This is a genomic window from Micromonospora sp. RV43 (genome assembly GCF_001029515.1).
Taxonomy (GTDB): domain Bacteria; phylum Actinomycetota; class Actinomycetes; order Mycobacteriales; family Micromonosporaceae; genus Micromonospora; species Micromonospora aurantiaca.
The window spans coordinates 67,853-86,071 of sequence record NZ_LEKG01000002.1; the positions used below are offsets into that span (position 1 = coordinate 67,853).

Here is an 18,219-nt window from a genome sequence, read left to right on the forward strand (position 1 = left end):
TGCCCCCGCCCCCTGGGGCACGCGACCCGGCCCCCCGTTTCTCAGTAACGCCAGGGGGTGCCGGTCTCGCGGTACTCCTCCACGGGCACGAGCGGCACGCCGGGTGCCATCCGGTCGACGTAGAGCCGCCCCTCCAGGTGGTCGATCTCGTGTGCGACCAGCCGCGCCATCGCGTACTCGTAGGACGTGATCACCCGGCTGCCGTCCCACAGGGCGTGTTCCACGTCGATGCGCAGCGGCCGGGGCACAAGGCCGCGGTGGTCGAAGAAGGACAGGCAGCCCTCGTACTGCTCGTCGGTCTCGGTGGCGGCGTCCACCACCCGAGGGTTGAGCAGCACCACCGGGTCGGCCGCCCGGTCGGCCGGGCGCACGAGCGCCGCGGACCAGCCGATGCCGAGCTGGGGCGCGGCGAGGCCGACGCCCTTGCTGAACGGGTGCAGCTCGTCCAGGCGGACCAGCATCGCGGCGAGCCGGTCGATCACCTGCCGGGCGTGCTGTTCGTCGGCCGGCAGGTCGAACTGGCGGGCCCGCTGCCGCAGCAGGTCGTCGCCGCGCTGCACGATGCCCACTGCGCGCATCCGGTCGCTGGCCCGTACCCGGGCGCCGCCGGTGGGCGCGCTGTCCGGTTCGGCGTCCGGCTCGGGGCTGCGGAACCGCCATTGCATCCGGTAGCGGGCGTTCAGCGGCGGGTCGTCGGTCCCCCAGTCGAAGACCACCCGGCCGCCGTCCGCCGAACGCTGGATCGGGGTACGCAGCGGCCCCTCCTCCGCCGACAGCGAGGTCTCCGCGCCCCACACCTTGGGGTCGAGGTCCGCGGGCAGGTCGAGCCGCACCGCCAGGTGCCGGGTGGGCAGGCGTACGGCCCGTTGGAACCAGGGGCCCCACTTGTCCCGGCCGACGCGGTACGCGTACTCGATGGTGACCCGGTCGCCGGGGTAGAGCGGGAAGCGTCCCTCGTCGTTCTCGAACAGCAGCCAGATCTCCTTGAACGCGTCCCGGTCGTGTTTGGCCCGCCAGTGCATCGGCTCGCGTCCGTTGCCGTCGTCCCGGTACGCGGTGAGCTGCAGCTCGGCGAAGGTCAGCGGGTGTTCCCGGTGGTGCCGGTTGGATCGGCCCGGGTCGTTGGGGTAGCGGTCGACGGCGACCCGGACCAAATAGCGGGTGACCGGTTCGGTGCCCGCGTTGTACAGCTCCCGCCGGATCGCGCAGTGGTAGCCGTCCCCGGTGTGGGTGAGCGTGGCCATCTCCCGTTCCACCACGAGGCCGGTCCCCGGGGGCAGCCACTGGCCGGGCACGGGTGGGTCGCGGTGCGCGGCGCTGGTCCGGCCGTGCCGCAGCTCGTCGTACTCCCGGAAGCGCTGCCAGATCGCGCCGCTGGCCTCCAGGACGGCCTCGGCCCGGCGGGCGAAGTCCTCGGTGGGCCGGTGCCGGCGCCCTTCGACGTGACTGACGTAGGACGGGTCGAAGCCCATCATCGTGGCCAGTTGCTTCTTGGACAGCCCTCGGCCGGTCCGGTGCCGGGCGAGTTCGGCCGCGAACGAGTCCGCGGCACGCTCGATCGGTGAGGTCGTCATCAGCTTCCTCGTACGCGGGAAGACCATTTTCACGTTGAGTGGCCGAACGTGTACGGAAACTGCCTCGTATTCGACACTCACCTTGACTTTTCAGCGGCGTACGTCGATCCTTACGCCGCCTGCCGCCGGTTCTCCGGCGGCGTTTTCCGTCTCCGAGGCCGGGTAGTACGCGACGGCCGCGGAGTGACGGGGACCTCCCCGCGATACCGCGGCACCACTTCCCCTCCCGCCGGGAGGGTGGTTAGGCTAGCCTTAGCTTGGGTCGACGGCACGCGCCGACCGCAGGGCGACAGGACAGGGGACGGCCAGGTGACTGCGGTGATGCCGGGGCGCGACGCCGCCACCCCGCTCGCCCCTGTGACAGCGACCCTGCGCGCCATGTTCGGCACCGACGACCTGCCCGGGCTCGCACCCGGCCTGCTGGTCCACGACGAGCTGGACCGCTGGTCCCCGGCCACCCGGCTGATCGACGGCACGCTGCTGTCCGAGTTCCTGACCGCCGCCGGCCGCCGCTGGGGCGGCACCCCGCACGCGTGCGCCGCGCTGGCCTGGAAGTCCTACAGCTACTGGACCGCGCTACCCGCGGTGCTCGGCTGGGCGTCCGCCCGCCGGGTGCCGCTGCTCGACCCGGCCGACGTGCTCGTGCACTTCGAGGACCACCACCAGCTCCTCACCTTGGGACTGCGTGCCTCCACCCCGGTGGCGGTGCTGCCGAGCGACCCGCTGGCCCTCGCCGGCGCTCCGGGCGTACGGGTGGTGACGGACGAGGCGGCGCTGCTCGGCGCGCTGCGCGCGGCGCTGCTCGACGCCCACTTCGCCCCGCTGATCGGCGCCATCCAGGGCGAGGTCCGGATCGGCACCCGTACGCTGCTCGGCTCGGTGGCCTCCGGCATCGCCCACGGCATCCTGCGCGCGTCGGACGCGCTGCCCGGCTCGGCCACGGCGGCCGTCGGCACGCTGCTCGACGCGCTCGACCTGAGCGACCTGGTCGAACTGGTGCCCAGCCCGGCCGGCGAGCCGACTGTGCAGCGGCGCACCTGCTGCCTGGCGTTCACGCTGCCCCGGCCCAAGGTGTGCCAGGGCTGCTGCGTCCGCCAGGGCTGACCGCTCACTCGACCAGCGGCCGGACGTCCCACAACCACACCCCGCCGGTACGCCTCGGCGTGATCCCGCTCAGCTCCGTCATCGCCCGGCGCAGCGCGTCGGCCTGCGGCAGCCGGGGGTCGAGGATCACCGCGCCGGCCCGCCAGTAGCGCAGGTCGTCCACGGCGGCCACCCGGTCCTGCGGCGTGATCGGCGGGACCGCGTCGGTGCGCCGTACCGTCTCGAAGAACGTGCTGGTGGGACGCGGCGGCGCGGTGAAGAGGGCGATCCGGTCCCCGCCCGGGCGGGTGTCCGGATAGAGGAAGTAGCCGCGGGCCAGCGGCATGTCCAGCCGGGTCTCGGCGGACCAGCGCAGCGGGACCGCGTACGTGGTGTCGGGCAGCGGCAGCGTGACGATGCTCCGCCCGCCGGCGACGTAGGGACGCCAGGCGCCGGAGGTGACGAACGTCGGAGTCGGGTCGAGGCGCTTCGCGGGCAGCGGGGTGGGCAGGATCGGCAGCAGCGCCATGGCGAGCACTGTGACGGTGGCGAACCGGATCTGGTCGCGCGCGTCCGGGTGCCGTACGGCGAGCCGCCGGGCCCGGTCGGCACCGAACGCGAGCAGCACGCCGATGATCGGGGTGAGCGCGAGCGACCAGCGGGTGGGCACCACCGAGTGCAGGACCGGCAGGTTCTCCAGCGCGGCCCAGGGGCCGGGGACGCCGGTGTCCCGCCCGTCGTAGCGGATCTCCCGGCCGAGCGAGAAGAGCGCGAACACGAGCCCGACCGCTGCCAGCCCGAGCACCACGGCGTTGCGGCGCAGCCACCAGACCAGCGCGATCACCAGGATCACCAGCGGCCAGCCGAAGAACGCGTTCTCCTCGGTGGCGTTCTTCACGAGCGGTTCGCTGCCCCGGGCGTCGCCCGCCACCGACTCCCGCGACCAGGCCACGTACGCGGCGAGGTCGGTGGAGTAGCCCCGGATCAGCGTGGAGAGCCCGCTGTACGCGCCGGGGCCGAAGAACTGCACCCAGAGCGGGTACGCGAGCAGCGCCCCGGCGACCGCCGCGGCGACCCCGAGCCCGGCGGCGAACGGGCGGGCCGCCGAGCGCAGCGCGGGACGGCGGAGCGCCAGCGCGAGCACCACCACGCCGAGCCCGATGGCGGTCATCAGCAGGATCTCCAGGTTGAGGAACGCCTGCCAGACGATCACCAGGCCGAGCAGGACGCCGTTGCGCAGCCACCGGCCGGGTTCGGCCAGGCGCAGCGTCCGCCAGATGATCAGCGGCACCACGTACTGGCTGACGATGTTGGGGTGCGAGTTGGCGTGCGAGATCATCGCCGGCGCGAACGCGCAGAAGGCGGCACCCAGCCAGGCCGGACCGCGGGACTTCACGACAACTCGGGAGAGCAGGAAATACCAGGACACGCCGGTGGCGGCGAGCCCGAGAGTGAGGAAAATCAGAAAGGACCAGCGCGGGCCTACCCAGAGCGTTATCGGGGTCAGCGGCAATGAAACGGATAATACGGACGTATTGGCCATGAGATTGACGACATCCGGCACATTCATCCGGTCCGAGGTGAACGGATAGGCGAAGTCAGTGACGACGCGAGCACCATGCGCCATCATCCATTCGAATTGCGCCTGATCTGTCCGATTGTCCCGGACGCCATTGCGCGGATCGACCCAGAGCCGGGCGGTGACCCAGAACGCGAGCAGCACGAAGCTGAGCACGGCGAGCGCGTCGATCCGCCTACCCTGCCCCGATTTGGCCACGCTCGCGGCGCTTTCCGGAGTAGTCATGACATTTCAGAGCGTAGTCAGGGTATGACGGGCACGTGCAATGTTCCGGGGAATCACGTACTATGTGCCGAGTTCGCCGACCGCCGAACAGGCACCCCTCCGGATCACAATTCGGCCCCCCTCCGTCCCCCGATTTCCCCCTCAGCCATCCAGATGGTTGACTCTGACGGTCCAGGCGCGGGTCAGTCATATCGTGAGGAATCGACGCATGGCAGAAATCACTGGGGATCAGCGCGTCCAGTCCGAGGTGCTCGAAGGCCTGGCGACGGCTGTCAACCACCGGCAGTGGTTCGTCGAGCTGGCGGTGCCCTACCTCGGTGACAACCCGATCGAGATCGGCAGCGGCCTCGGCGACTACGCCTCCGCCTGGGCCGCGTACGCACCCCGGATCACCGCCACCGAGGCCGACCCGGACCGGCTGATCCAGCTCAAGGAGCGGCTGTCCGACCACCCGGGCGTCGAGGTCCGGCAGATGCTGCTCCCGCACCACGAGCGCGGCGACTACAGCGCGGCCGTCTCCTACAACGTGCTGGAGCACATCGACGACCACGTGGGCGCGCTGCGCAGCATGCGGGACCTGGTCCGCCCCGGCGGCGCCGTGGTCATCATCGTGCCGGCGTTCCAGTTCGCCATGAGCCCCGCCGACATCGCCACCGGCCACGTCCGTCGCTACACGAAGAAGACGCTCGCCGCGGCGATGACCGAGGCGGGCCTCACCGTCGAGCGGATCCACTACGCCAACGCGCTCGGCCTGATCGGCTACTTCATGGCCACCAAGGTCTTCCGGCTGATGCCGAAGGAGGGCCCGATGGTGAAGGTCTACGACACCCTCGTGCTGCCAGTCACCAAGGCCGCCGAGCAGCGCGTCCGGCCGCCGTTCGGCCAGTCCGTCTTCGCCGTCGCCCGCGTGTAAGGAAGGGCCCCTTGTTAACAGACGTCTGTTAACAAGGGGCCCTTCCTTACACCTCACTCCTTGATCTGGTACGTCGGGCGGATGACCGCCCGGGCCAGGGTGTGGAACGCCAGGTTGAAGCCGACGAAGGCCGGGCTGGCCCCGGCCGGGATGTCGAGGCGGTCCACGTCCACCGCGTGCACCGCGAACACGTACCGGTGCGGGCGGTCCCCGGCCGGCGGCGCCGCACCGCCGTAGCCGGTGTCGCCGTAGTCGTTGCGGACGCTGAACGCGCCACCCAGGTCGGCCTCACGCACGCCGGTGGGCAGCTCGGTGACGGAGACCGGCACGTTCACCAGCACCCAGTGCCAGAAGCCGCTGCCGGTCGGGGCGTCCGGGTCGAAGCACGTGACCACGAAGCTCTTGGTCTCGGCCGGGAAGCCCGACCAGGACAACTGCGGTGAGACGTTCTCGCCGCCGGTGCTGCCGTGCGCGTACCGCGCGTCCATCGGCTCGCCGTTGTGCACGTCGTCGCTGGTCAGGTCGAACGACGGCACCGTCGGCAGCAGCTCGTACGGGTCCGGGGCGATCGGTCGTTCCAGGGTCATCGAAACGGTCCTTCCGGGTACGCGAATGTCCTGCGCCCCTTCATACCCCGTTGTCCGCGCCACCGTGCTGCCGGCGCACCATCTCGTTGATCCAGACCGGCGCATACGGCGACGTGCATCCAGGCGGCGTCGGATAGTCCTTGAGCACCCCGAGCCGCTCGCCGATCCCGATCGCGCGGTCCCGGTACGCAGGGTGCTCGATCCCGATCTGCGCCAGGCAGTGGTTCATCGCCCACTGGAGGCGCTCCGGCGCGCCCGCCATCTCCGCCTCGATCACGTCGAGCAGGCCGGCCAGGTCCAGCCCTTCCGGATTCCGCGCCACCCGCTCGGTGGTCAGCGCCCAGCCGGCGCTCGCCACCACCGGATCCCTGTCGGCCGACCAGGCCAGGCGCAGTGGCTCGGCGTGCGGGCTCTTCTTCACCACGTAGTTCACGAGCCAGTCGTACACCTTCGGCGTACGCGCCTCGCGCAGCATGGCGTCCAGCTCGTCCCGCCCGTACGCCTTCGGCCGGCAGATCAGCATCGCGAGCAGCCGGGCCGCGCTGTCGCCGGTCGCCCACAGCTCGCGGGCCAACTCCTGCTGCGTCTTCAGCCGCTTCGCGACCGCCCGCAGCTTGCCCAGGTTGACCCCGTGATCGTCACCGTGGCGCTCGTTCACCGCACGGATCTTCGGATCGTCGAGCGCGGCCAGCTCGGCCGTCACCTCAGCCACAGTCGTCGTCTCCGCCACCAGGGCCTCCCGCCGTCGCCGCACCCCGCAGCCTACGACCGGCCCGACGCTCCCGCTGTTCCGCCGCCCCGCCGTTCCTCCTCGGCCGCCCTGCCGTGCCGTTCGCGGTTGCAGATCGACGGTCTGGTGCTCGGCGCCCCAGGAGAAGGGGCATCTCCTGTTATGACTTCTCCCCCCACGATGCGCCGCCAGCGGACAACTCCCGCCTTGGAGGATGGGCTGAGCTGCGTGAAGGGAGATCAGCTACTGGCGGAGGGTGTGGGATTCGAACCCACGAAGACATCGCTGCCTTACCGGTTTTCAAGACCAGCGCCATCGGCCACTAGGCGAACCCTCCCGGCACGCCCCCGAGGGGTGCGCGACCGGGGACCAGTCTGCCACGAACCCCGTACCGGGCAAGCCGCCGTCCCACCTCCCTTGCGCGAATGTGTGCGTGCGGGAGAGCCCGGCAGTGGTGCTGATCAGCGGAATCATGGCAGCCGGCAGGTCCACAGTGGCCGAAGGGCTGGCGTGGCGGCTGCCCCGTGCGGCGCGCCTGCGCGGCGACGTGTTCCGCCGCATGATCGTCAGCGGACCTGCCGGCCATGATCGGCCGGATCCGGCACCGGCCGCTCGCCGTGGTGGTGCTCGCGCCGCGCCCCGAGGTGGTCGCCGCCCGCGAGCGGGACCGGTCGAAGAAGGGGTACGGCGACTGGCCGGTGGCGGACCCGATGCCGGGTTCCGCGCCGACACCCCCGGATCGGGCTCTGGCTGGACACCTCCGGCCAGACACCGGAGGAGACGGTGACGGAGATCCTCGCCCGCGCGTGGACCGACGGGCAGATCGGGTAAGACTGAGTCATGCGCGCAGTCACGATCACGGAACCCGGCGGACCCGAGGCGCTCGTCTGGACCCACGTGCCGGATCCGGAGCCCGGTCCCGGCGAGGTGATCGTAGAGGTGCGGGCCAGCGCTGTGAACCGGGCCGACCTGTTGCAGCGGCAGGGGCACTACCCGCCGCCGCCGGGCGCGTCCGCGTACCCCGGTCTGGAGTGTTCGGGGACGGTGCGTGCGCTCGGTCCCGGCGTGACCGGCTGGTCGGTGGGCCAGGAGGTCTGCGCGCTGCTCGCCGGCGGCGGCTACGCCGAGCAGGTCGCGGTGCCGGCCGGGCAGTTGCTGCCGGTGCCGGCCGGGGTGGACCTGGTCGACGCGGCTGCGCTGCCGGAGGTGGCGTGCACGGTCTGGTCGAACGTGGTGGACCTGGCCCGGCTGGCCGAGGGGGACACGCTGCTGGTGCACGGCGGCGGCAGCGGAATCGGGACGTTCGCGATCCAGCTCGGCGTGGCGCTCGGCGCGACTGTGGTGGTGACCGCGCGCTCGGCCAAGCACGATCGGCTGCGCGAGCTGGGCGCCGCGCACACGATCGACTACCGCGAGCAGGACTTCGTCGACGAGGTACGCCGGGTCACCGACGGCCGGGGCGCCGACGTGATCCTGGACATCATGGGCGCGTCCTACCTGCCCCGGAACGTGGCGGCGCTGGCGACCGGCGGGCGGCTCGTGGTGATCGGCATGCAGGGCGGGCGCAAGGGCGAACTCGACCTGGGGATGCTGCTGGCGAAGCGCGCAGCGGTGCACGCGACCGCGCTGCGGTCCCGCCCGGTGGAGGGGAAGGCGGCGATCGTCCGGGGCGTACGCGAGCAGGTGTGGCCCCTGGTGGAGGCGGGCCGGATCCGGCCCGTCGTGCACGCCCGGGTGGACATGGCTGACGCCGCCGCCGCGCACCGCCTGGTGGAGACCAACGACCACCTGGGCAAGGTGCTGCTGGTCCGGTAGGGGTCAGCCCTGGCCGGGGCGCGGGAGCATGAGGCGCGGGCCGGGGCCCTCGGCGGCGAGCGAGTCCTCCGGGTTGTAGAGCGTGCAGCGCTGCAAGGACAGGCAGCCGCAGCCGATGCAGCCGTCCAGGTCGTCGCGGAGCTTGCCGAGCAGCCGGATCCGCTCGTCCAACCGGTCCCGCCAGGCGCGGGACAGCGCGGCCCAGTCGTCGGGCGTGGGGGTACGCCCCGACGGCAGCGAGTCGAGCGCCGCCCGGATCTCCTCCAGCGACACACCCACCTGCTGGGAGATCCGGATGAACGCGACCCGGCGCAGCTCGGTACGGGCGTAGCGGCGCTGGTTCCCGCCGGTGCGGGCGGCGTGGATCAGGCCGAGCCGCTCGTAGTAGCGCAGCGCCGAAGGGGCGACACCACTGCGGTCGGCGAGCTGCCCGATGGTCAGTGTTGCTTCGTGCATCACACGGCCTTGAGTTGAAGTTCGCTTCAAGTCCGAGGCTATCGGTATGACGACGACCACCGCCACCGACCTGGGCGCGCTCCTGGACCGGGTGCGCGCCGGCCGCGAGTTCGGCGCCAACGTGTACTCGACGCTCGACGTGCTCCAGGTGCTCTACGACCGGGTGCTCCGGGTCACCCCGGCCACCGTTGCCGACCCGGACCGGGACCGCTTCCTGCTCTCCAAGGGCCACGCGGTCGCCGGGTACTACGCGCTGCTCGCCGCCCGCGGTTTCCTGCCGGCCGAGTGGCTGGACGACCAGGGCGGCCCGGCGAGCCGGCTCGGCGACCACCCGGACCGGACGCTGGTGCCGGGGGTGGAGATCGGTTCCGGTTCGCTGGGCCACGGGCTCGGGCTGGGCGTGGGCACCGCGCTCGGGCTGCGGGCCCAGGGCCGCACCGGTCCCCGTGTGTACGTGCTGCTCGGCGACGCCGAACTGGACGAGGGCTCCAACCACGAGGCGATCGCGTACGCGGGCGCGACCGGGCTGGGCAACCTGACAGCGATCGTGCTGGACAACCGCTCGGCCACATACGGCTGGCCGGGCGGCGCGGCGAGCCGGTTCACGGTGAACGGGTGGAGCGCCGCCACAGTCGACGGGCGCGACCACGACGCCCTGCACGCCGCCCTCACCGGGCACGACGATCACCGGCCGCACGTCGTCGTCGCGGTCGTCACGGACGGGGAGTGAGCATGACCAGCACCATGCGGGACGCGTTCGTCACCAGCACCGAGGAGGTGCTCGCCGATCCGCGGACGACAGTCGTGCTCGCCGACATCTCCGCTGCCGCGTTCGAGCCGGCCGCCGCCCGGTACCCGGGCCGGGTGATCAACGTGGGCATCCGGGAACAGTTGATGATCGGGGTGGCCGGTGGGCTGGCGCTGACCGGGCAGCGGCCGGTCGTGCACAGCTACGCCCCGTTCCTGGTCGAGCGGGCGTACGAGCAGATCAAGCTGGACCTCGACCACCAGGACGTCGGCGCGGTGCTCGTCGGCATCGGCGGCTCGTACGACCGGGCGGCGGCGGGACGCACCCACCTCGGGCCGGCGGACGTGGCACTGCTGGACACGCTGGACGGCTGGACAGTGCACGTGCCGGGGCACCCGGACGAGGTCCGGCCGCTGCTGCGCGACGTGGTGTGCGGGCAGGACTCGGCGTACCTGCGGTTGTCCGTCCGGACCAACGTGCAGGCGTACCCGCAGGCGGGTGACCTGCACGTGGTGCGCGACGCCGGGCCGGGCGCTCCGCTGCTCGTCGCGGTCGGTCCGGTGCTGGACGCGGCGGTGGCGGCGACGGCCGGCCGGCCGGTCACTGTGGCCTACACCCACCGGCCGCGACCGTTCGACACGGCCGGGCTGCGGGCGCTCGCCGGGACCGAGGTGATCCTGGTCGAGCCGTACCTGGCGGGCACGTCGGCGCGGGTGGTGTCGGAGGCGCTGGCCGACCGGCCGCACCGGCTGCTCGCGCTCGGGGTGGGCCGCAAGGACCTGCGCCGCTACGGCAGCGCCGAGGACCACGAACGCTGGCACGGCCTGGACGCCGCGGGGCTGCGCCGCTCGGTCGACGCGTTCCTCGCCTGAGCGGGCCGGACACGGCGGAACCCCGCGACCTCGGTTCGTGCCGGGGTCGCGGGGTTCCGTCGATTCACGCTCAGTGCGCGGTGGCGGGACCGGCCGGGCGGCGGCGGGCGCGCTCGCGGGCCAGGATCCAGATCGCCTCGACGCCGTCCTTCCAGGTGATCTTCTTGCCCTCCTCGCGGCCCCGGGCGCGGTAGCTGATCGGCACCTCGTACGGGCGGATGCGGCGGCGCAGCAGCTTGCCGGTGACCTCCGCCTCCATGCCGAAGCCCCGGGAGCGGACCTGGAGCGAGCGGTACAGCTCCAGCGGCATCAGCTTGAAGCAGGTCTCCAGGTCGCCGATGTAGGAGTTGTAGAGCACGTTCGCGGCGAGCGTGACGCCCTTGTTGCCCATCACGTACCAGAAGCTGTACGAGCTGTGGCTCCCGAAGGTCCGATTGCCGTAGACGACAGTCGCCCGGCCGTCGAGCACCGGCTCCAGCAGGCGCGGGATGTCCTGGGGGTCGTACTCCAGGTCGGCGTCGAGGATGACCATGTACTCGCCCTCGGCGCTGTCGACAGCCGTCTTGATGGCCGCGCCCTTACCGGCGTTGCGCTGGTGGGTGATCACCCGCAGTCGGGCGTCGTCCACGCGGCCGAGGATCTCACCGGTGCCGTCCCGGCTGCCGTCGTCCACGACGACGAGCTCGATCTCGCAGGGGTAGTCGACTGCCAATGCCTGCTTCAGGGCATCCGCGATACGTTCTTCCTCGTTGTAGACCGGCATGAGGATCGAGAGCTTCACGGAATCTCCACGGAGGCGATGGCAGGTCGGGGCATAGCGTAGCCTGGCACATTGCTCAGGTCACGACAGCCCAGGCACCCTATTCCTGGCGAAGTGGCACCACCACGAGCCGGGCCACGCTCTTGTCGCCGTCCTTCGCGCCGGCCACCCCGACCGTCGTACCGATCTTGATGTCGGTCGATCGGATCGTGGTCCGCCGCTCGACCACCCGCAGTTTCTCGCCGAACGTCCACGTCGCGGTGAAGCCGTCGGTGGACTTCACTGTCATCGACCTGCCGTCGATCGCGGTCACCTCGCCGCGCTGGACCGCGACTGTCTTCGTACCGCCGTCCCTGGTCCGGACCACCGCCTCGCCGTGCAGCGTGTTGCGCCGCAGCAGCACCCGGGCGCGGTGCCGCTTGTGCCCGTCCTTGGCCCGCTCGCCCTTGCCGTCCGGCCCGGCCTGCGGCGTGCCGGAGGGTGCCGGGGCGGCGACCGGATCCACGTCCAGTTCGTCGGCGTCGACGCCGAGCGCGGCGAGCGCCTGGCCGTCCACGCCCAGGGCGGCGCTCACCTCGACCGCGTCGTCCGGCGCCGCGCCGGGGCGGCTCACGCCGCACCCGGCGAGCCCGAGCGCCGCGGCGGCGAGCAGTGCGGTGGCGCCGGTGACGATTCGCTGACGTCTCATCTGTGGTCCTCTCCTCGCGGTGACGACCCGAGCGTTCCGCACCGACGCGAGGGGACGGTCAAGCCGATGTTCGAGCCGCGTAAGGATCCGCCGGCACCCGGACGGTGAAGGCGGCCCCGCCCTCCGGGGCGTGCCCGGCGGCGATGTCCCCGCCGAGCCGTCGGACCAGCCCGGCGGCGAGCGCCAGGCCCAGCCCGCTGCCCACCTTGCGCACCCCCCGGTACCGCTCGTGCAGCGCGCCCCGCTCGAACGCCACCCGCAGGTCGTCGTCGGTGAAGCCGGGTCCGCCGTCGCGGACCTCCAGCACCCCGCCGCCCGCCGGACCGTCCGTGCGGACCGCGAGCACGACCGGCGCCCCCGGAGGCACGACCCGCAGCGCGTTCTCCAGCAGCCCGTCCACCACCTGCCGGATCCGGCCCGGATCGGTGTACGCCGGCACCGGCACACCCGGCGCCTCCAGCCGGAACGGCACCCCGAGCGCCGCGCACCGGCCGGACCATGCGCGCTCCGCGTCGGCGGCGAGCCCGGCCAGGTCGACCGGCACCGGTTCCAGGGGGAAGTCGACCGCCTCCAACCGGGCCAGCGCCAGCAGGTCGCGGACCAGCCGGTCCAGGTGTTCGGCCTCGGCGAGCACGGTCCGGCCGGTCGCCGGCACGGCGTCGGCCTCGATCACGCCGTCGGCCAGCGCCTCGGCATAGCCGCGGATGGCGGTCAGCGGGGTCCGCAACTCGTGCGAGACGGAGAGCAGGAACTCGCGCTGCCGCCCCTCGCTCGTGGCGAGCGCGGCGGCCAGGCCGTTGAGCGCATGGGCCAGGTCGGCCACCTCGTCGGGCGGCTCGACCGGCACCCGGACCGCCCGGTCCCCGGCGCGCAGCCGGGCGGCGGCGGTGGCGGCGGTACGGATCGGCCGGGCCAGCCGGCGGGCGAGCAGCAGTCCGGCGGCCGCCCCGGCGGCGAGTCCGGCGAGCAGCGGCAGCCAGAGTCCGCGCAACACCTGCCGCCAGGGCGCGGCGCTACGGGCCCGGGTCAGCACCACCCCGTCCCCGCCGGGTAGCGACCGCGCCTCGACCAGCCGGCGTTGCCCCTCGACGAGCCGGCGGCCGGAGACGTTCTCGCCGCCGGCCACCCGCGTCACCAGCGGCCGGGGCAGGCCCGGCCGGTCGGCCCGGCCGTCCCGGATCACGTACACGTCGATCTGCTGCTGGCGCAGTTGCCGGATGAGCCGGTCCCCGGCGCCGTCGCGCTGGCGTACCGGCCGCACCCGGAGCACGTCGGCGGCGAGCCGGGCCTGGGCGGCGAGCGCCTCCTGGTCCCTGCGTTCCGCGCCGCGTACCGCGAGGGGCACCGCGACGAGCGCGGTGACGAGCACCGACACCAGCGCCACCGCGCAGGTGGCGAGCACGGCGCGCGCGGTGAGCGTCCGCCCGGGGCGGCGGCCGCTGCGGGCCGGACCGGTGGGCGGCATCGCCACCGTGGGCGGCATCGGCACTGTGGGCGGCGTCGGCACTGTGGGCGGCATCGGCACTGTGGGCTGCTCAGGCATCGGCGGCGTACCCGACGCCCCGATGGGTGCGGATCACGCTGTCCGGGCCGAGCTTGGCCCGCACCTGCGCCACGTGCACGTCGACGGTCCGGGTGCCGGCGTGCGCCGCGTACCCCCACACGCCCGCCAGCAGCTCCTCCCGTGTGAACACCCGGCCGGGACGCGCCATCAGGTGCGCGAGCAGGTCGAACTCGGTGGAGGTGAGCTGCACCGGCGTACCGCCGGCCGTCACGGTCCGCCGGGCCGGGTCGAGTGTGACGGCGCCGAGCGTGCGGGGCTGCTCGGCGGGCACGCCGGCGGTGCGGCGCAGCACCGCCCGCAGCCGGGCGAGCAGTTCGCGCGGGCTGAACGGCTTGGTGACGTAGTCGTCAGCGCCCAGTTCCAGCCCGACGACGCGGTCCACCTCGTCGTCGCGGGCGGTGAGGAAGATGACAGGCGTCCAGTCACCCGCCGCGCGCAGGCGGCGGCAGATCTCGGTGCCGGCCAGGCCGGGCAGCGCGATGTCGAGCACGCAGGCCACCGGGCGCAGGCAGCCGCGCGGCGGCCAGCCCGGCCTCGCCGTCACGTTCCAGGTGTACGCCGAACCCGTCCCGGGTCAGGTAGAGCCGGACCAGGTCGGCGATGGCCGGCTCGTCCTCCACCACGAGGACGAGCCCGGGCGGGGCGGCGGTGGTCACCGGCTCATGATGACCGACCCGCGACCGCCCGGCCGGTCAGGGAATGTTCGGATCAGGTAAGGAGGACGTCAGCGGGCCGGGGCGGGCCGCAGCACCGTCGGCCGGGCGCCCGCCGGCGACTCGCCGATGGTCGCCACCACCCGCTCGGCGGGCGTACGCAGGCGGGTCCGGAAGGCGTGGTTGAGCAACGCGTCGAGCTGCCACACCTGCTTCGGGTGGTGGGTACGCAGGACGAAACGCTCGCGTACCCCGTCGATCGCGGTGGCCGCCAGCTCCACGCTGTGCGCGCGGGCGTCGGGGCTCCACGTCACGTTGCTCAGCTCGCGCAGTTCGGTGTTGAGGTGCAGGCGCAGCCGGTGCAGCACCCGGGTCTGCCGGGTGACCACCAGCCGCCGGTGGGTGAGGAGCATCAGGTAGTCGCCGCCCACCGGGTCGTCCGGGCGGCTGCACCGGGTGACCAGGATGGTCGCGTCGCCGGAGCCGACGCATCGGCGGAACACCGGCATGTGGCGGGTGACGGTCTGGGTCGCCAGGCCGGTCTCGGCGGCGGCCGGAAGGAACGTTCGCGAGAACACGTCCATGCCCGGTCCAACGAGCCGATGACCAGGGGTGATATGGGTCACGCCCGATTTCTGGAACTTCCACACGTGCAAGTCGCACCAGCGGTGCGACACCGGCGGCCGGTCGGATCAGAGCAGCTCGACGATCGTGGCGTTGGCCATGCCGCCGCCCTCGCACATGGTCTGGAGGCCGTAGCGGATGCCGTTGTCCCGCATGTGCTGGAGCATCGTGGTCATGATCCGCGCGCCGGAGCCGCCGAGCGGGTGACCGAGCGCGATCGCCCCGCCCCGCGGGTTGAGCCGCTCCGGGTCCGCCTCGGTCTCGGCCAGCCACGCCAGCGGCACCGGGGCGAACGCCTCGTTCACCTCGTACACCCCGATCTCCTCGATGCCCAGCCCCGCGCGGCGCAGCGCCTTCGCGGTCGCCGGGATCGGCGCGGTGAGCATGGTGACCGGGTCGTCGGCGGCGACCACGGCGGTGTGCACCCGGGCCAGCGGGCGCAGGCCGTGCCGGCTGGCCCACTCTGCGGTGGTGACCGCGAGCGCGGCGGCGCCGTCGGAGATCTGCGACGCGGACCCGGCGGTGACCACGCCGTCGGCGCGGAACGGAGTGGCCAGCTCGCCCAGCTTCGCCAGCGAGGTGTCGCGGCGGATGCCCTCGTCGGCGGAGAACTTGCCGCCGTCGGCGAGCGCCACCGGCGCCAGCTCGGCCTCGAACGCACCCGCGTCCTGCGCGGCGGCGGCCTTCTCGTGGCTGGCGAGCGCGAACTCGTCGAGCTGGGTACGCGAGAAGCGCCACCGCTGCGCGATCAGCTCGGCCCCGACGCCCTGGTTGAACGGCAGCGGGGAGTCCTCCGCGACGCCCTCGACGCCGCGGTAGCGCTCCAGGATCGCCGCGCTGAACGGCATGCCGCCGGCGACGCTGGAACCCATCGGCACCCGGGTCATCGACTCGACGCCACCGGCCACGACCAGGTCGGCCTGGCCGGAGAGGACCGTCGCGGCGGCGAAGTGCAGCGCCTGCTGGCTGGACCCGCACTGGCGGTCGAGCGTGGTGCCGGGTACCGACTCCGGCCAGCCGGCGGCGAGCACGGCGTTGCGGGCCACGTTCCAGGACTGCTCGCCGACCTGCGACACACAGCCCCACACGACGTCATCGACCTGGCCCGGATCGATGCCGGTGCGCTCGGCGAGCGCGCGCAGCACGTGCGCCGAGAGGTCGACCGGGTGCACTCCGGCGAGGCTGCCCTTGCGCCGCCCGACCGGGGTCCGTACCGCGCCGACGATGACCGCGTCACTCATGTCTACTCCCCGGTAACCTCGCTTGCCCCGATCCTACGTGCTGATCCGACCGGTCGTCCTCCCCCGGCGTCCGGCAGGTGCGGCTGGCATGCTGGGCGGATGGATCCACAGTCGCCGCCGGTCCGGCAGTGGCGGGTGCCGCGCGAGGTGCCGGTGCTCAAGGCGGTGGGCGCGCTCGCGCTCGTCGCCCTGGGGCTGGTGTTCGCCGGCGGTGACCCGGTCCGTCCGGCGCTCGCCGGACTGGCCGCCGCCGGTCTGCTCGCCTGGGCGCTGCGCGACGTGGTCGCGCCGGTCCGCCTCGCCGTCGACCCGGACGGGCTCACCGTGCTGCGGGGGTTCGCCGGGCGGCGCCGGCTGCCGTGGGACGCCGTGGAGGCGATCCGCCTGGACCGGCGCAGCCGGCGCGGGATCACCGCCGAGACGCTGGAGATCGACGCCGGGGAGTCGCTGCACCTGTTCGGCCGCCGCGACCTGGACGCCCCGCTGGACGAGGTGGCCGCGGCACTGGACGAGGCCCGCCCCGCGCGCTGAGGCTCAGCCGAGCAGCGCGGCGGACCGGACGAGCGTCAGGCCGATCAGCGCGACCAGCACGATCGCGCAGCCCGCCACCTGGAACAGGGTGCGACGCGACCGTGGGGCGTACGCCAGGACCAGCGCCACCAGCGCGCCGGCCACCAGACCGCCGAGGTGCCCGGCCACCGAGATGCTCGGCACGGTGAACGTGAAGATCAGGTTGATCACCAGGATCGGCACGATCGCCGAGGTGTCCCGGCCGAGCCGCCGCATGATCACGAAGACGGCGGCGAACAGGCCGAACACGGCGGTCGAGGCGCCGGCCGTGAACCGGTTCGGCTCGGTGAAGACGTACGCGGCGACGTTGCCGCCCAGCCCGGCGAGCAGGTAGAGCGCCAGGAAGCGCAGCGGCCCGAGCACCGCCTCCAGCGTCCGGCCGAGCACCCAGAGCGCCCACATGTTCAGCAGCAGGTGCAGCACGCCGTAGTGCAGGAACATGGCGGTGACCAGGCGGTACCACTCGCCGTCGGCCACCCCGCCGACGTGCCCGTCGGGGAAGCGCGCCAGGCCCAGCACCGCCCCCCACTCGGTGAGCGGCGTCCCGTTGCCCATCAGGCCGCCCAGGCCACCGCCGGCCACGGCGGTCCCGCTGCGGGCCGAGAGGATGGACAGCAGCATCATCACCACGTTCAGCGCGATCAGCGCCTTCGTGACGTTGCCCTGGCGGCCGGCGGCACCGCCACCGAAGGCGGTACGCGCCGGCCGCACGCTGCGGCGGCCCTCGGCGACGCACTCCGGGCACTGGTGGCCGACGGAGGCGTCCCGCATGCACTCGGTGCAGATCGGCCGGTCGCACCGGGTGCACCGGATGTAAGTCTCCCGGCCGGGGTGCCGGTAGCAGACCGGAGTGGTCGGCACCGGACCCCCGGTGGCGTCGCCTGGCTGGCCGGAGCGCTCAGTCATGCGAGCAAAGGTACCCGCGTGCCGCTCAGGACTGCTTGTGCTCGATCTCGACGCGCTCGATCACCACGTCCTGGATCGGCCGGTCGCTCGGGCCGGTCGGGGTGTTGGCGATCGAGTCGACCACCTTCGCGGACTGCTCGTCGGCCACCTGACCGAAGATGGTGTGCCGGTTGTTCAGGTGTGGCGTGGGCGACACCGTGATGAAGAACTGCGAGCCGTTGGTGCCCGGCCCGGCGTTCGCCATCGCCAGCAGGTACGGCCGGTCGAAGCGCAGCTCGGGGTGGAACTCGTCGGCGAACTTGTAGCCCGGGCCACCGCGGCCGGTGCCGGTCGGGTCGCCCATCTGAATCATGAAACCGCTGATCACGCGGTGCGAGACGGTGCCGTCGTAGTACGGCCCGCTGCCCGGCTGACCGGTACGCGGGTCGATGTACTCCCGGGTGCCCTCGGCCAGCTCCACGAAGTTGCGGACGGTCTTCGGTGCGTGGTTCGGGAAGAGCTCCAGCCGGATCGGGCCGGCGTTGGTGTGCAAGGTGGCGTAGACAGCCTCGGCCACGGGTACTCCTCACTCGTAGTTCAGTTCCTTGCGGATCCTCCCATGTGCCCGATCTGGCCATGCGGAGGCATTCGA

Annotated in this window: 18 protein-coding genes, 1 tRNA gene and 1 pseudogene; 6 read left to right on the forward strand and 14 right to left on the reverse strand. The window is 72.8% G+C overall.

Going from position 1 to position 18,219, the window contains the following annotated elements; genetic code table 11:
* Positions 1–41: 41 nt before the first annotated feature.
* A complete protein-coding gene (locus ABD52_RS01380; RefSeq protein ID WP_047890488.1) occupies positions 42–1,574 on the reverse strand; it encodes a peptide deformylase in 1,533 nt (510 codons plus the stop codon).
* Positions 1,575–1,895: 321 nt separating this feature from the next.
* Between ABD52_RS01380 and ABD52_RS01385 the strand changes: the two genes are divergently transcribed.
* Positions 1,896–2,678 carry a hypothetical protein gene (locus ABD52_RS01385; protein WP_047890532.1) on the forward strand — a complete coding sequence of 261 codons (783 nt, stop codon included), beginning with the start codon at positions 1,896–1,898 and terminating at the stop codon, positions 2,676–2,678.
* A 4-nt stretch (positions 2,679–2,682) separates the two neighbouring features.
* Here ABD52_RS01385 and ABD52_RS01390 read toward each other — a convergent pair whose 3' ends face one another.
* Positions 2,683–4,461 (reverse strand): hypothetical protein, encoded by a 1,779-nt coding sequence (locus ABD52_RS01390; protein WP_047890489.1) that lies wholly within the window; start codon positions 4,459–4,461, stop codon positions 2,683–2,685.
* A 208-nt stretch (positions 4,462–4,669) separates the two neighbouring features.
* Between ABD52_RS01390 and ABD52_RS01395 the strand changes: the two genes are divergently transcribed.
* On the forward strand, positions 4,670–5,374 hold the full coding sequence (locus tag ABD52_RS01395) for a class I SAM-dependent methyltransferase (protein ID WP_013289245.1): 705 nt from the start codon (positions 4,670–4,672) through the stop codon (positions 5,372–5,374).
* 53 nt (positions 5,375–5,427) lie between these two features.
* Here the strand turns inward: ABD52_RS01395 and ABD52_RS01400 are convergent, their stop codons facing one another.
* From ABD52_RS01400 to ABD52_RS01410, 3 genes are all read right to left on the reverse strand, one after another.
* A complete protein-coding gene (locus ABD52_RS01400; protein ID WP_013477456.1) occupies positions 5,428–5,961 on the reverse strand; it encodes a YbhB/YbcL family Raf kinase inhibitor-like protein in 534 nt (177 codons plus the stop codon).
* A 40-nt stretch (positions 5,962–6,001) separates the two neighbouring features.
* On the reverse strand, positions 6,002–6,691 hold the full coding sequence (locus tag ABD52_RS01405; protein ID WP_047890533.1) for a DNA alkylation repair protein: 690 nt from the start codon (positions 6,689–6,691) through the stop codon (positions 6,002–6,004).
* Positions 6,692–6,938: 247 nt separating this feature from the next.
* Positions 6,939–7,028, reverse strand: a tRNA-Ser gene (locus tag ABD52_RS01410).
* Between the two features lie 503 nt (positions 7,029–7,531).
* On the opposite strand from ABD52_RS01410, the gene ABD52_RS01415 reads away from it, so the two are divergent.
* The gene (locus ABD52_RS01415; protein WP_047890490.1) at positions 7,532–8,506 is read left to right on the forward strand and encodes an NAD(P)H-quinone oxidoreductase; all 975 of its coding nucleotides are present in this window, start codon (positions 7,532–7,534) and stop codon (positions 8,504–8,506) included.
* 3 nt (positions 8,507–8,509) lie between these two features.
* Here ABD52_RS01415 and soxR read toward each other — a convergent pair whose 3' ends face one another.
* Complete coding sequence (soxR, locus tag ABD52_RS01420; protein ID WP_013289249.1) at positions 8,510–8,962, reverse strand: redox-sensitive transcriptional activator SoxR; 453 nt, start codon at positions 8,960–8,962, stop codon at positions 8,510–8,512.
* A 46-nt stretch (positions 8,963–9,008) separates the two neighbouring features.
* Here soxR and ABD52_RS01425 point away from each other — a divergent pair, with 46 nt between their 5' ends.
* Both ABD52_RS01425 and ABD52_RS01430 read left to right on the forward strand, forming a co-directional pair.
* Entirely contained in the window at positions 9,009–9,692 is a 684-nt protein-coding gene (locus ABD52_RS01425) for a hypothetical protein (protein ID WP_047890491.1), read from the forward strand.
* A gap of 14 nt (positions 9,693–9,706) precedes the next feature.
* Positions 9,707–10,582, forward strand: coding sequence for a transketolase family protein (locus tag ABD52_RS01430; RefSeq protein ID WP_047890534.1), 876 nt, complete (start codon positions 9,707–9,709; stop codon positions 10,580–10,582).
* Between the two features lie 70 nt (positions 10,583–10,652).
* On the opposite strand, the gene ABD52_RS01435 is transcribed toward ABD52_RS01430, so the two are convergent.
* The 6 genes and pseudogenes from ABD52_RS01435 to ABD52_RS01460 form a co-directional block, all read right to left on the reverse strand.
* Entirely contained in the window at positions 10,653–11,363 is a 711-nt protein-coding gene (locus tag ABD52_RS01435) for a glycosyltransferase family 2 protein (RefSeq protein ID WP_013289252.1), read from the reverse strand.
* 79 nt (positions 11,364–11,442) lie between these two features.
* A complete protein-coding gene (locus tag ABD52_RS01440; RefSeq protein ID WP_013289253.1) occupies positions 11,443–12,030 on the reverse strand; it encodes a hypothetical protein in 588 nt (195 codons plus the stop codon).
* A 58-nt stretch (positions 12,031–12,088) separates the two neighbouring features.
* Positions 12,089–13,495, reverse strand: coding sequence for a sensor histidine kinase KdpD (locus tag ABD52_RS01445; protein ID WP_235437301.1), 1,407 nt, complete (start codon positions 13,493–13,495; stop codon positions 12,089–12,091).
* Positions 13,496–13,565: 70 nt separating this feature from the next.
* Positions 13,566–14,250 (reverse strand): annotated as a pseudogene (locus tag ABD52_RS01450) (response regulator transcription factor).
* Between the two features lie 68 nt (positions 14,251–14,318).
* Positions 14,319–14,831, reverse strand: coding sequence for a hypothetical protein (locus ABD52_RS01455; protein WP_013289256.1), 513 nt, complete (start codon positions 14,829–14,831; stop codon positions 14,319–14,321).
* Positions 14,832–14,939: 108 nt separating this feature from the next.
* On the reverse strand, positions 14,940–16,112 hold the full coding sequence (locus ABD52_RS01460; RefSeq protein WP_013289257.1) for an acetyl-CoA C-acyltransferase: 1,173 nt from the start codon (positions 16,110–16,112) through the stop codon (positions 14,940–14,942).
* A gap of 99 nt (positions 16,113–16,211) precedes the next feature.
* On the opposite strand from ABD52_RS01460, the gene ABD52_RS01465 reads away from it, so the two are divergent.
* Positions 16,212–16,643 (forward strand): PH domain-containing protein, encoded by a 432-nt coding sequence (locus ABD52_RS01465; protein WP_030272641.1) that lies wholly within the window; start codon positions 16,212–16,214, stop codon positions 16,641–16,643.
* A gap of 3 nt (positions 16,644–16,646) precedes the next feature.
* Here ABD52_RS01465 and ABD52_RS01470 read toward each other — a convergent pair whose 3' ends face one another.
* A complete protein-coding gene (locus ABD52_RS01470; RefSeq protein ID WP_047890493.1) occupies positions 16,647–17,588 on the reverse strand; it encodes a rhomboid family intramembrane serine protease in 942 nt (313 codons plus the stop codon).
* A gap of 25 nt (positions 17,589–17,613) precedes the next feature.
* Complete coding sequence (locus ABD52_RS01475; RefSeq protein WP_013289260.1) at positions 17,614–18,144, reverse strand: peptidylprolyl isomerase; 531 nt, start codon at positions 18,142–18,144, stop codon at positions 17,614–17,616.
* Positions 18,145–18,219: the final 75 nt, after the last annotated feature.